Annotated in this window: 10 protein-coding genes; 6 read left to right on the top strand and 4 right to left on the bottom strand. The window is 52.6% G+C overall.

Translation table 11 applies throughout. From position 1 onward, the window contains the following. Nucleotides 1-22 precede the first annotated feature (22 nt). The 4 genes from argS to F0P93_RS10790 all read left to right on the top strand — a co-directional run bounded on the left by argS (nt 23) and on the right by F0P93_RS10790 (nt 4,135). On the top strand, nt 23-1,801 hold the full coding sequence (argS, locus tag F0P93_RS10805) for an arginine--tRNA ligase (RefSeq protein ID WP_150876352.1): 1,779 nt from the start codon (nt 23-25) through the stop codon (nt 1,799-1,801). Between the two features lie 16 nt (nt 1,802-1,817). After that, the gene (locus F0P93_RS10800) at nt 1,818-2,435 is read left to right on the top strand and encodes a glutathione peroxidase (RefSeq protein ID WP_138989916.1); all 618 of its coding nucleotides are present in this window, start codon (nt 1,818-1,820) and stop codon (nt 2,433-2,435) included. 91 nt (nt 2,436-2,526) lie between these two features. Next, on the top strand, nt 2,527-3,420 hold the full coding sequence (locus tag F0P93_RS10795) for a 1,4-dihydroxy-2-naphthoate polyprenyltransferase (protein WP_150876351.1): 894 nt from the start codon (nt 2,527-2,529) through the stop codon (nt 3,418-3,420). 22 nt (nt 3,421-3,442) lie between these two features. Then, nucleotides 3,443-4,135 (top strand): aspartate/glutamate racemase family protein, encoded by a 693-nt coding sequence (locus F0P93_RS10790; RefSeq protein WP_150876350.1) that lies wholly within the window; start codon nt 3,443-3,445, stop codon nt 4,133-4,135. Nucleotides 4,136-4,262: 127 nt separating this feature from the next. On the opposite strand, the gene ileS is transcribed toward F0P93_RS10790, so the two are convergent. After that, nucleotides 4,263-7,685 (bottom strand): isoleucine--tRNA ligase, encoded by a 3,423-nt coding sequence (gene ileS / locus F0P93_RS10785; protein WP_225309447.1) that lies wholly within the window; start codon nt 7,683-7,685, stop codon nt 4,263-4,265. Nucleotides 7,686-8,134: 449 nt separating this feature from the next. Between ileS and F0P93_RS10780 the strand changes: the two genes are divergently transcribed. Both F0P93_RS10780 and F0P93_RS10775 read left to right on the top strand, forming a co-directional pair. Continuing rightward, on the top strand, nt 8,135-8,587 hold the full coding sequence (locus tag F0P93_RS10780; RefSeq protein WP_150876348.1) for a hypothetical protein: 453 nt from the start codon (nt 8,135-8,137) through the stop codon (nt 8,585-8,587). Nucleotides 8,588-8,689: 102 nt separating this feature from the next. Continuing rightward, nucleotides 8,690-9,085, top strand: a complete 396-nt coding sequence (locus tag F0P93_RS10775) for a hypothetical protein (RefSeq protein WP_225309446.1) — start codon at nt 8,690-8,692, stop codon at nt 9,083-9,085. Nucleotides 9,086-9,118: 33 nt separating this feature from the next. Here F0P93_RS10775 and F0P93_RS10770 read toward each other — a convergent pair whose 3' ends face one another. From F0P93_RS10770 to F0P93_RS10760, 3 genes are all read right to left on the bottom strand, one after another. Next, nucleotides 9,119-10,168, bottom strand: a complete 1,050-nt coding sequence (locus F0P93_RS10770) for a sialidase family protein (protein ID WP_150876346.1) — start codon at nt 10,166-10,168, stop codon at nt 9,119-9,121. Nucleotides 10,169-10,517: 349 nt separating this feature from the next. After that, entirely contained in the window at nt 10,518-12,431 is a 1,914-nt protein-coding gene (locus tag F0P93_RS10765) for a CocE/NonD family hydrolase (protein WP_150876345.1), read from the bottom strand. 18 nt (nt 12,432-12,449) lie between these two features. Continuing rightward, the gene (locus F0P93_RS10760) at nt 12,450-14,081 is read right to left on the bottom strand and encodes an alpha/beta hydrolase-fold protein (protein WP_191908778.1); all 1,632 of its coding nucleotides are present in this window, start codon (nt 14,079-14,081) and stop codon (nt 12,450-12,452) included. Nucleotides 14,082-14,086 lie beyond the last annotated feature (5 nt).

Genomic DNA, 14,086 nt, shown 5'->3' with positions numbered 1-14,086 from the left:
GCTTTGAATCTTACCTGGTCGAATGGACATTCAAGCACAACTCAAACTAGCCATTGCCGAAGCGATCAATTCGCTGTTCAATGTGCCCGTTGAAACCGTTATTCTGCAACCTACCAAAAAAGAATTTGAAGGGCTCTATACCTTCGTGACCTTCCCGTTGACCAAAACAACCCGAAAACCGCCGGTGGAAATCGGGCAGGCCATCGGAACGTACCTGAAAGAAAACACGACGATCATCAGCCAATTCAATGTTGTTCAGGGCTTTCTGAACCTCACCATTGCCGATTCGGTCTGGGTCGAAGAGTTGAGCGCGATGCTGGCGAATCCGACTTGGGGGCAGTTGCCGTCGCGAAACGAGTCGGTGATGGTGGAGTTTTCGTCGCCCAACACCAACAAACCGCTGCACCTCGGCCACCTGCGCAACAACTTTCTGGGCGATTCGGTCAGCCGGATTCTGAAAGCCAACGGCTACGAAGTCGTGAAAGCCTGTCTGGTCAACGACCGGGGCATTCACATCTGCAAGTCGATGCTGGCCTATCAGGAGTTTGGCAATGGCGAGACACCCGAATCGACAGGCATGAAGGGCGATCACCTGATCGGGAAATACTACGTCTGGTTCGACAAAGCCCACAAACAGCAAATCGAAGAGCTGATTGAGGAGGGAATGCCGCGGGAAGAAGCCGAGAAAAAGACGCCCCTGCTGCTGAAAGTGCAGGAAATGCTGCGGAAGTGGGAGCAGGGTGACCCCGAAACCGTCGCGCTCTGGAAGCAGATGAATGCCTGGGTCTACGCCGGTTTTGCCGAAACTTACCACGAAATTGGCGTCAGTTTCGATAAAACCTACTACGAATCGGAGACCTATCTGCTGGGTAAAGACGTCATCGAAGACGGTTTGCGCCAACATGTTTTCTACCGTAAACCGGATGGCTCGGTCTGGATCGACCTCGCCGACGAAGGGCTCGACCAGAAGCTGGTGCTGCGGTCGGATGGCACCTCGGTCTACATCACGCAGGATTTAGGAACCACCGATCTGAAATTTCAGGATTATCCGGTTCAGCGCGGCATCTGGGTAGTGGGTAATGAGCAGGACTACCACTTTGCGGTATTATTTGCGATTCTGCGCCGGCTGGGCCGCCCGTATGCCGACGGCCTGTTCCACCTTTCCTACGGCATGGTCGACTTGCCGAGTGGCAAGATGAAATCGCGGGAAGGCACCGTGGTCGATGCCGATGACCTGATCGAAGAGATGGTCGAAACCGCCAGGAACCGCACCCGGGAATTGGGTAAAATTGACGATTTTGAAAGCGAGGAAGCTACGAACCTCTATCACATGCTGGCGATGGGGGCGTTGAAATATTATTTATTGAAGGTGGATCCGAAAAAAAGGATGACGTTTAACCCGGAAGAGTCGATTGATTTCCAGGGACATACCGGACCTTTTATTCAATATACCCACGCCCGGATTTGCTCGGTTTTACGGAAAGCGGCCCAGTTGGGAATCGACCCTGCGGGTTCCTTGAAAACAGTAGAACTGGCTGATAGTGAGCAACAACTGGTTTATTTGTTGACGCAGTTTTACCAGCGGATTACCGAAGCCGGAACCGACTACGCTCCCTCGTACCTGGGGCAGTATGCCTTCGAGTTAGCCAAGGCCTACAACCAGTTTTACGGGGAGTTATCGATCCTGTCGGAACCGGATGCCGACAAACTCAAATTTCGGGTGGCCTTATCGAAAGCCGTTGTCGAAACTATCTGTAAAACAATGGAGTTATTAGGAATTGAAGTGCCTACAAAAATGTAAACCTTTCCCAACTCAAATGAAAAAGCTACTTCTTCTTGTATCTGTTGGTGTCCTGGCTGTAACCTTATCCAGCTTTATGTCTGTAAAAACTGTTTTAAATTTCCTGCTGAGCGACAAGAGTGAAGTCGCTGTTCGTCCGGCCAACGCGGTTGCTCCAACCAAATCATTGTACGATTTTACCGTCAATTCCATCGAAGGCAAAACCGTCCCCCTGAAACAATACCGGGGCAAAAAGGTGGTGATCCTGAACACGGCTTCCAAGTGCGGTTTTACGCCACAGTTTGAAAAATGGGAAGCGTTCTACAAAGAACACGGCGACAAAGTGGTCGTTTTAGGGTTCCCATCCAACAACTTCAAGAGCCAGGATCCCGGTACCAACTCCGAAATTGCCGAATTCTGCAAAAAGAACTATGGTGTATCGTTCCCCATGTTCGAGAAAACTGAAGTGCTGGGCGAAAACCAGGCTCCGCTCTACAAGTGGCTGTCGGACAAGTCGTTGAATGGCTGGAATGACAAGGTGCCAACCTGGAACTTCTGCAAATACGTCATCAACGAAAAAGGCGAACTGACGCACTTCTTCGCATCCAAAGTATTACCAACCGATCCGGAATTCAAGTCGGCTGTTGGTATTTGAGTTAAAAATTAAGAGTGATGAGTTAAGAGTTAAGAGTTTGTATGCGTCAGCCAACTCTTCATTCTTAACTCTTAACTCTTAACTTATCACTATGAAAAGTTGGCTTGCGGCTGCCCGGCCGCGTACATTACCGCTGGCACTAGCCAGCATCATTCTGGGAAGTTTTCTGGCGGCCTCGGCTGGCCGGTTTAGCTGGACCATCTGCGTTCTGGCGTCGCTCACCACGATTTTCCTGCAAATCCTCTCCAATTTTGCCAACGATTACGGCGATGCGGTTTCGGGCAAGGATACCGCCGAGCGCGTAGGACCCCGCCGGGCGGTGGCAACCGGCCTGATTACCAAAGAATCCATGCTGCGCGCGATGATCGTCACGTCCATCCTGGCACTGGTTTCTGGTATCTGGCTGCTGGTCGAGTCGCTGAAGAACGCGCCGACGGAAGTTTTCTGGATTTTCGTGGGATTGGGTTTGCTCTGCATCGGAGCCGCCATTGCCTACACCAACGGCAAACGTCCTTACGGCTACAGCGGTTTTGGCGACATTGCTGTCCTGCTTTTCTTCGGCTGGGTAGGCGTTCTGGGAACCTACTTTCTGCACACCTTGTCCTTCGAACCCATTCTGCTGTTACCCGCCACCAGTGTTGGTTTACTGGCCACCGGCGTTCTGAATATCAACAACATCCGCGATATTGAAACCGACGCCAAAACCGGCAAATACTCCATTCCGGTGCGGCTGGGGCGGCAACGGGCCGTTCGCTACCATTGGCTGCTGCTGCTGGGTGGTATGCTTTGTGCCGTAATCTACACGTTGCTCATTGGCCACAATGTATTTAGCTGGCTGTATTTGCTGGCCTTTCCGCTGTTTGTGCTGAATGGTCGGGCGGTTGCTAATCACCAGAAACCGGGCGAGTTGAACCCGCGTCTGGGGCAACTGGCCTTGTCGACCTTGCTGTTTGTCGTGTTGTGGGGCGTAGCGTTGGTAGGGTAATCACCGTAACCGATTTTGAAAAATGAAAACCATCGGAATCATCGGCGGCATGTCGTGGGAAAGCTCGGCGGTTTACTATCGCCTGATCAATCAGGAGATTGGGAAACGATTGGGCGGTCATTATTCGGCGAAACTCGTGCTGTCGAGTGCCAATTTTGAAGAATTCAGCCAGTGGCAAAAAGCCGACGACTGGAAGGCGATTGAAACCGCTGTTGACGACATGGCGCAGGGACTGGTTCGGGCCGGAGCCGACTTTGTGGTCATTGCCTGCAACACCCAGCACGAAGTAGCTGACGGCGTAACCGAACGCTTGCTGGTTCCGCTGTTGCACATTACCGATGTGACCGCCGAAGCCATTCAGAAAGCCGGTTTTCGGACAGTCGGGTTGTTGGGAACCCGGTTTACGATGGAACGTCCGTTTTTTCGCGGGCGATTGAAAGAGCGTTTTGGCATCGACGTCATTTTGCCCGACGAAGAGGATCAGAAATACGTTCACGACAAGATTTACCACGAATTCAGCAAAGGCATCTTCAGCGACAGTACCCGCATCCGCTTTGTAGAGATCATCGAAAAACTCGCCGGGCAGGGTGCGGAAGGGGTGATTTTAGGCTGTACTGAAATTCCCATCCTGGTTCAGGCGGAGCATACAGACGTGCCGCTGTTCGATACCACGACGCTTCACGCGATGGCAGCAGTCGAATTTAGTCTTATTTAAAACAATACGATTTCTTTGATGTTTCTACACATAGATGGTGGATCATGTGTAGAGAGGAATGTGCCGGAGGATTCACCATCTTTTTTATAAAAAATACCCACGAACCTGAATCCGTGGATATCCTACGTTACGCAACGGCCACTTTAACGCGCAGCAGAAACTCATCCATTTCAATCTCCGTCGCATTGCCGTTCAGGTCGTTGACTAACTTCAGCGACAGCGCCTGTACTTCCTGACAGATGTAGTCTTTGTGGGTTTCGATGGCACTGGTCAGTCCCTCGGTCGGGCTGTTCTCCAGTTCGATCCGAATTTTATCCGTCACATCAAAATTCTGGTCTTTCCGCAGGTTCTGGATGCGGTTGATAAAGTCGCGGGCGATGCCTTCCTGACGCAATTCGGGCGTAACCGTAACGTCCAGCGCAACTGTCAAACCGCTTTGTGTCGCCACGATCCAGCCCGGAACATCCTCCGTCCGGATTTCAACATCCGCCATCGTAATCTCGCCAATGGCCAGTTGCATGCTTCCGGCGGCTTCCAGTTTGCGGATGTCGTCTTCGGTCATGCTATTGATCGTCGTCGCCACATCCTTCATCATCGGACCGAATTTCGGCCCCAGTGTTTTGAAGTTGGGCTTGATTTTTTTCTTCAGAATACCGGAGGCATCATCGATGAATTCGACAGCTTTCACGTTCACTTCCGACTGAATGATCGGCGAAACGTGCTCGATCTGCCGCCGGGTCGTTTCGTTCAAAACCGGAATCAGCACCTTCGTCAGCGGCTGGCGCACCTTGATCTTATGCCCTTTCCGCAGGGAGTGAACCAGCGAGCAGATATCCTGCCCGAGTTGCATGGACGTTTCCAGGTCGCCGTCGATCAACGCCTGTTCCGCTTTCGGGAAATTGGTCAGGTGAACCGACAAATCCGTTTCTTTGGTCAGGTTGCGGTAGAGCCAGTCGGCGAAGAACGGCGCAATCGGCGACATCAGTTTGGAAACCGTTGTCAGACATTCGTGCAGCGTTTCGTAAGCCGCGCGGGTATCCAGGCTCAGTTCCCCATTCGATGTCTTGGGCGCATTCCAGAAACGCCGACGCGAAAGCCGCACGTACCAATTGGAAAGCTGGTCGTTGACAAAGTCCTGTACCGCCCGACCCGCTTTGGTCGGGTTGTAATTCTCGAATTGCTGCTCTACTTCCAGCACCAGCGATTGCAGTTTCGACAAGATCCAGCGGTCCAGTTCCGGGCGTTGGTCAACGGGAATCGTCCGCGTGCCATCGAAATCAAACTGGTCGAGGTTGGCGTATAGCGCGAAGAACGAATACGTATTATAGAGTGTCCCGAAAAACCGGCGCTGCACTTCGGCAATGCCGTCGATGTTGAATTTCAGGTTATCCCAGGGTTCGGCGTTGGTGATCATGTACCAGCGGGTGGCATCGGCCCCGTAGGTCGCCAGCGTCGTGAACGGATCGACGGCGTTGCCCAGCCGCTTCGACATTTTGTTGCCGTTTTTGTCCAGCACCAAACCGGTCGACACCACGTTTTTAAACGCTACCGACGAATCAGCTTTTTCATCCAGCGTGCCAAGCATGCCGGAAATAGCGTGGAGCGTGAAGAACCAGCCGCGCGTTTGATCGACCCCCTCGGAGATGAAGTCGGCGGGATACGCCTTATCGAAAATATCTTTGTTCTCGAACGGATAATGCCACTGGGCGTAGGGCATCGCGCCCGAATCGAACCAGACGTCGATCAGATCCGACTCGCGTTGCAGTACTTTACCGGACTCGGAAACCAGGTACAATTCATCGACAAAAGGCCGGTGAAGGTCGTAATCGCCGGATTCGATTTTTTGCAAATAGGCTTCGTTTTTGCTCTTTTGATCGTCCGACAACAGGCCCGACGCAACGGCTTTTTCCACCCCGGTTTTCAGTTCAGCGACCGAACCGATGCAGATTTCGTCGCCGGTTTCATTGCGCCAGATCGGCAGCGGTGTCCCCCAAAACCGGCTGCGGCTGAGGTTCCAGTCCACCAGGTTTTCGAGCCAGTTGCCAAACCGCCCGGTTCCCGTGCTTTCGGGATTCCAGTTGATGGTTTTGTTCAGCGCCACCAGCTTGTCTTTTACCGCCGTCGTTTTGATAAACCAGCTATCGAGCGGGTAATACAGAATGGGTTTGTCGGTCCGCCAGCAGTGCGGGTACGGGTGTTCGTATTTTTCGACGTGAAATGCCTTTCCTTCGGTCTTTAACTTGATGGCAATCAGCACGTCCGTCGGTTTGAATTCCGGGGCTTCCTGCTCTTCGTCGGAGTAATATTGCTCCTTCACATACCGCCCGGCAAACTCCCCAATTTCCTGCACAAACTGCCCGTGCTTATCAACAATCGGTACTTCCTTGCCGTTTTCATCCTTCACCATGATGGACGGAATGCCGTTTTGCTGGGCAACCCGAAAGTCATCGGCCCCAAACGTCGGTGAGGTATGAACCACGCCCGTACCATCTTCGGTCGTCACAAAATCACCCAGGATGACGCGGAATGCGGGCTTCTCGGGCTGAACATAAGGCATGAGTTGTTCGTATTCGATCCCGGCCAGTTCCGAGCCTTTGAATTCGGTCACAATGGTCCACGGAACCAGTTTTTTGTCCGAAACCGCAAAGCCGTCGAAATCGCCGTCGTGTCCTTTCTCGTTGAACCAGCGACCAACCAGCGCTTTGGCCAGCACCACGTTGACCGGTTCGTAGGTGTATGGGTTGAACGTTTTGATCAAAACGTAATCGATGTCTTTTCCGACGGTCAGCGCGGAGTTGCCCGGCAGCGTCCAGGGCGTGGTCGTCCAGGCCAGGATGTAAGGTTGCGAACCTTGCAGGTCTCCAAAGACCCGTACGGTTTGATCCGACGGTTTGGTCTTGAACATCGCCACAATCGTCGTGTCTTTCACGTCTTTGTACGTACCCGGCATGTTTAGTTCGTGCGACGACAGACCCGTTCCAGCCTTCGGCGAATACGGCTGAATGGTATAGCCTTTATACAGTAATCCTTTGTCGTACAGTCGCTTCAGTAACTGCCAGACGGATTCAATGTATTCACTTTGGTAGGTAACATAGGGATTTTCGAGATCGACCCAGTAGCCCATTTTTTCGGTCAGGTCGTTCCACAAGTCCGTGAATTTCATCACGGCTTCCCGGCATTTCTGGTTGTAGTCCTCGATGCTGATACCGCCTTCGGATTCGGGCTTGCCGATGTGGTCTTTCGTAATGCCCAGCTCTTTTTCGACCTGCAGTTCAATGGGTAACCCGTGGGTATCCCAACCCCCTTTGCGTTTGACCTGAAAGCCCTGCAAGGTTTTATACCGGCAAAAAATATCTTTAATCGCCCGGGCCATCACGTGGTGAATCCCCGGTTTTCCGTTCGCCGAGGGCGGCCCTTCGTAAAACGTGAACGTAGGCTGGCCTTCGCGTGTGTCGACGGATTGTTCAAAGACGCGATTGGCTTTCCAGAATGCTAATATGTCATCGCCAACCTGCGCATAATTCAGGTTCTTATATTCTTTGTAACTCACGATCGTACTGGGATTTGGAATTGACCGCAAAGATACGGAAAATTGGGCGGAACGCATGGCCGTGCGGGGAAGAGGAACGGGGCCAAACGGTTTTTCGGTTGCAGAGAAAGAAAATGATTCCTTTATTTTTGAAAGAAGGGTATGTATTACCTATGTCTGATCATTCTTTTACACTTATAAATCGCCCCTAAATCTCCTAAAGGGGACTTGGACACAGCATAATCCGGATGCTAAAAGTCCCCTTTAGGGGAACGGGGCAAAAAGCGAAGGTTTCAGTATAAATAGGTATGTATTTTTCTACATTTTCACCTTAAATTTGGCATTAACTTTGTGCGAATTGGGCTGGAAACGAGATACAAAGACTACATTGCATCAGAAGCTGGTTAACGACAACCGTGTCTAACCCGATCTGGAGATCATTCGAATTTGTTTCACTAATGGGGTATGGCATGAATGAACTGGAACGATCAGCAGAAAATGGTGCCTTTCGGCATCGTCGCCGGCCGGTTGATCAACGAGCGCTCTACGATCGGTTTGGCGCACTGGCCTATGGGATTATCTTGCAGATTCTTCCGCAATCGGCCTTAGCCCAGAAGGCGCTGATGGAGGTTTTTTCCGCCGAACACTTACCCGCTTTCGCCAATTCACCGGTTAATCCGGCGATTGCGGTCATCCGAATCGCACGCGCCAAAGCGCTTGAGTTGAAGGATAAGGCGAAAGAACGGGAGACTGACCGCACGGAACCATTTTCGGTAAACAACAGTTATTCACCGGAGTATATTTTTGACCTATCCTTTCGTCAGGGCTACTCCTTTGAAACGATTTCCGAGCAGTCTGGCCTTTCCAGACCGGAATTAGTAAAAGCCATTCGGGATTTTATTCACGTGTTTCGTCGATCGTAATTACGCAGGAAATTGGAAATTCGTCAATACATAGATAGTGGAGTTTTAGAGGCCTATCTGTTGGGATTAGCGTCCGAAGAGGAGCAACACGAAGTCCAGCAGATGAAGGTTCTTTATCCGGAAGTGTCTTCGGCTTTGAACGAGCTTGAGGTGGTGATTGAAACGTATTGTGTCGAAAATTCGGTTCCCCCGCCCCCCGGCACCTGGGAACTCATCCAGGCGCGCATTCCCGGTCAGGAAATCAAAAAACGGGAGCCCGAAACGGACAATAAAAAAGACGCGGAACCCCGGACCGCTAAATCCGATTACGTGGAAGTGGAGGTAAGCGACTCGTTTATCCGCGTCCACAAATACTGGCGACTGGCTTTCGTGATTGTTTTTGTGTTATCCAAGATCTTTCTGATCGCCGGGCTGTATTATTACTTCAAAGCCGACAGCCAGCAACAGGAAATCGAGCGCCTTAAAAGCACCATTCAGCAACAACAGGTCACGCGCTGATCCTGGTTTATAACAACCTTTCGGAGCCAATCCCTACGGTTTTGGCCATTGCCCTTCTTTGATATCGGTCAGCGTCAGTTTGGCCGGGTCCAGCACCACGTAGCGTATCTTCTTGCGATGGTGCGTGTAGGTGATGTGAACAAGACCATCGCGGGATTGAATCACGGCTGGATAGGAGAACTCGCCACCGGGCTCGTTTTCGAGCACGGCCGCAGCCTGCCAGCGTTTGCCATCGGGCGACAAGGCCACATTGAGCGGTGAGCGGCCTTTGGGCGTGTGGTTATACACCAGCAGTTGGCGGCCGTCCTGGAGCGTTACCGCATCCGTCCCGGAATTCGGGTTGGGCAATTCGGTGGTTTTCAACTCCGTCCATTTCGTACCGCCATCTTCCGACCAGGCTTCCAGCACCCGGCCGTTTTTACTGCGGCACAGCAACTGCAATTTTCCGTTGGGGTGGAACAGAATGCTGGGCTGAATGGCACTGAATTGCTTGCCATCGTTGAGCGCCGGGGTTTTCTGCCAGGTTTTTCCGCCATCGGTGCTGCTTTCCATGTGCAGTCGCCAGCCGTTGTCTTCGCTGCTCGACGGACTCAGCAATTTGCCGGAGGCCAGCAAAACCGGTTTGTTCTTGATCGGTCCAACGATTCCGTCGGGGAGCCGTGTGGGTTTCGACCAGGTTTTGCCACCGTCGGCCGAACTCATCTGCATGCCCCACCAGGTCGACGGGCTGGGGCCGACTTTGTAAAACAGCAGCAACGGTCCATTCGGCATTTGGAACAGAACGGGATTCCAGGTGGGTTGCCGTTTCCCCTGAGCCTGAATACCATTCGCCAGTTCGACGGGGGCCGTCCAGCCCGCACCGGTTTTCCGGCTGAACCAGATGCCGACGTCCGGGTCCCGTTCATCGGTTCCACCAAACCAGGCGGCTACGATGCCATCCGGGGTTTCGGCCAGCGTGGACGCGTGGCAGGAGGGGAAAGGGGCGGTTTCGTAAATGAACTCGGATTTGACGATGCCGGTGGTTTGGGCCGCTAAAAAACCGGGTAGAAGACTGAGGAAAAGAAGGGTCAATCGGGTTTTCATGAAAGAATACAACTAAATTTTAAGGATAGGAATTTCATCCAAAGGTATTGGTTTCGATTGGAAATTAATTGCAAATTTTAGCGGGATTTGGACCAGCCCACGGTTTCAACCGTGGGGTAACAGCGATTCAATTCCGGCTGGAAAACCGTTTTAACGGTTTAGAATCTACCACAACCGTTAAAACGGTTGCAATGAATTTGATCGGTTTTTTGAAATCCCACAGTTAAAACCGGGGGCTGGTATTTTTTGCCGCAGACAGCCTATTTTACGACTTATTGTACCATAAACAAACCGCCGGGCCGTAAAGGAATCTCTCCCTTACAGCCCGGCGGTTTTTAATCAGCAACTCTCAAATACCCTTGTTCAGCAACCGCACTTTGACGTGCGACGGATTCTTGTTCGAGAAGTAAACCCGTTGGGTGGTTTTTTGGAAATCCGCTTCCGTGGCGTCGTAGATGTTCATGAATTTGCCCGGATTGCGGTCCACCAGTGGAAACCAGGAGCTTTGCACCTGCACCATCATTTTGTGGCCTTTCTTGAAGGTGTGAGCCGCATCCTGCATGTCAAACTTCACTTCAGCCACTTCGCCCGGTTTCAGCGGTTCCGGTTTGGAGAAGCTGTTGCGGAATTTGGCCCGCATCACTTCGCCCCGAACCATCAATTGAAAACCCGCCATTTTGGTCGTTGGAATCGGGCTGGTGGCCGTCGTCGTGTCGGGATAGACATCGATCAGTTTCACCACAAAATCCGCATCCGTTCCCGTTGAAGTCACGAACAGATTCGCCATCACATTCCCGGTAATCGTCAGGTCTTCCGTCAGCGGTTCGGATTCATACACCATCACGTCGGGGCGGGCAGCCGCAAACCGCTGGTCTTCGTACATGAAATCGGCCCCCCGGATAATCTGGATGTTGTTCGTATACGGAACCGGCTTCTTGGGATCGTTTACGTATTCGTCAAAAACCGCTTCGGTTTCCTTCGGTGGTTCGAACGACAGTTTGCCACCGGTGTGCAGGTAAATATTGCGTTCCTGCGACTCTTTGGGGGGCCACTGGCTGTACTGTTTCCACTCATTGGAACCCGTCAGGAAGATGGACGCGTCCGGCAGTTGCGGGTCAGGGCCATCTTTCAGGTAATGATTGAAAAACGGCAGCTCAATTTTTTCCCGGTAATACAGCGATGTTTTGGCCCCAAAACGAATATTTCCCAGCGATTCGCCGGTGCTGCGCGCCCAGCCGCCGTGAATCCACGGCCCCATCACCAACTTGTTAGTCGTCTTCGGATTCTTGCTTTCGATGCCCGCGTAGGTCTTGAGCGGCCCATACAAATCTTCCTGGTCGAACCACCCGCCCACGGTCATGATGGCCGGTTTGATGTTTTTCAGGTGCGGAACCACCGCCCGGCTTTGCCAGTATTCGTCATAGGCATCGTGTACCATCATCTCCTGCCAGAGCGCATTTTCGCCTTTGAAATACTTCTCGTTGACCTTCGACAGCGGCCCGACGTTCATGTAAAATTTATACGAATCCGGGGTGTAATACCCGTTGAAACGCGGCCCCCCTTTCGTGGTCGGAACCGGGCGGGGCTGGCCATAGGACGACAAAAAGGCGAAGGTACCCATCAGAAAAAACGCGCCGTTGTGGTGCCGGTCGTCGCCCATGTACCAGTCCGTTACCGGAGCCTGGGGCGAAACCGCTTTCAGCGCCGGGTGGGCGTCGATGGCGGTCATGGTGGTGTAAAAACCGGGTGCCGAAATGCCCCAGGTGCCCACCTTCCCGTTGTTGTTCGGAATGTTTTTGATCAGCCAGTCGATGGCATCGTAGGTGTCCGAGCTTTCGTCCACATCGGTTTTCTTCTTTTTGTCGGGAATGTGCGGCCGAACCGCTACAAAGTTGCCTTCCGACATCCAGCGACCTCGAACGTCCTGATAAACAAAGATATAACCGTCTTTGGCGAACGCCATCGAAGGCCCCAGCGACGTTTTATACGCGTCTGCTCCGTAGGGCGCCACGCTGTAGGGCGTGCGATCGAACATGATCGGGTATTTCTGCGAGGTGTTTTTCGGCGTATAAATCGATGTGAACAGTTTCACCCCGTCGCGCATCGGCACCATCACTTCCGTCTTGACGTAGTTTTCCCGGATGTACAACGAATCCGCCTTGTTGACCCCCGGCACTTGCGCCAGCAGTGGATTACTCAGAGCAACGACCACCACCAGTAGCAGAAGCTGGTAAATCGACGGTATTTTCAGACTGATTTTCATGCGATTGCGTTGGTTAGACTAATTGGCTTTCGTCGTTGCACCCTTGGCCGGAGCCATCTTTTTGATGTGCGCATCCATGATTTTGAGCAATTCGCCGTTGGAGTAGGGCCGCCAGCTATGACCACCGCGATCGCCGTAGGTCACCGAACCGCCGTAAGCCGGATTGGTGGTTTTGCTCAAAAACTCGTCGACTTTATACACCCCAAAGTTAAGGAAGAAATCGTCCATCCGCCCAACGATGATGTTCAGCTTGCCCACCAGCTTCGGCCCGACGGTTGCCCAGTTTTTCTCCAGATACTGCCGCAAATCGTAATGTTCTTTCCAGTAAGCGGCCACGCTGGGATCGATCACCCCGGTTTTTTTGTCGAACAGCGGTTTGAAATACCCGTCGGCACCGACCGGCCCGAACACCGAACTCCAGACGTCGAGCTGACCGCCCGACCGGCCTTTGGTGCCGTTGACCAGTTCCATCATGTTGCGCTGTTCGGAGGTCAGGCGGGGTTCGCCCGTGGCCGGAATGCGTGTGTTGGTTGTTGGAACCTTGTACCATTCGTATTCTTTGTAAAACGCATTTTTATCCTTGTAAATATCGATGCCTTCGACGTTCCAGAAATCGAGCGGATCGGGGGCAAACGACCAGGTGCCGCCGTAAAATTCCGGATACCAGACCTGGAGTGCGAATGATTCCCAACCGCCGGTCGAACCACCCGTGAGTAAACGGGCGTAGCCTTCGCGGATGCAACGAAATTTCGTTTCAATTTCCGGGATCAATTCTTCATGAATGGCGTCGCCAAACGGGCCATTGTTGGCCGAATTGACGGCGTACGAATCATCAAAATACGGCGACGGATGTTGCAGCGTGATGGCGATAAACCGGGGGGCACTGTCCGCTGTCCAGTCTTTGTAAAACTCGTTGTTCGGGTTTTCGGCAAACCGGAACGGGGGCGCGGTCGAAAAGTGACCTTGCTGATACACCGTCGGATAGAGCCGGGTGGGTTCCTCTTCGTAGCCTTTCGGCAGCAGAATGGTCGCGCCGATAAAAATCGGATGGCCCCAGAATTTCGTCAGTTTCGCGCTCTGGATTTTGATGTGCTTCACCCATTTGGTATCCGCAGGCACCGAAATGGGCGGAATCACCTTCGTCACCTCTAGCTTGACGGTCTCACTTTTGGCCGGGTCGATCGTGATTTTCTGAACGGCACTGTACACGTTGCCCGGTGATCGGGTCCATTGCTGGCCTTCCCACTGGTCCATGTGCATCCAGACCGTGTGGCCGTCCGATCGCTTGAATTCAGTATATTTGTTCAAAACCGCCTGCACAAAATACTCGCCTTTCGGAACATCGTTCAGCGCGTTGATAGGATAGCCCAGCGTAGAACCGTCGATGGTAACGGCTTTGCCCGCGGCCAGTTTTTCGAAATCGGCTCCCCAGAACTGCGTACCATAGCGGCCCACCTGCTGGCGGGGTTCGGTGCTGTCCTTGCGCGTGATGATCAGAAACATCCGGCCCGTCAGGGGCGTTGCACTGATGGCGGCCGGAAACGAAAGTTCAAACTTGAGCTTCGTCTGGGAAAAACCGGTAAACGAGGTCAGAAGGGCCAGCACGATCAGAAATCGCCGGGCTATCCGGTTACTGTGGAAATGATTCATAAAAT

It is taken from the genome of Larkinella humicola (assembly GCF_008727875.1).
In the GTDB taxonomy this organism is placed as follows: domain Bacteria; phylum Bacteroidota; class Bacteroidia; order Cytophagales; family Spirosomataceae; genus Larkinella; species Larkinella humicola.
Note: the sequence above shows the minus strand (reverse complement) of the source record. Positions and strands in the feature narration are given on the sequence as shown.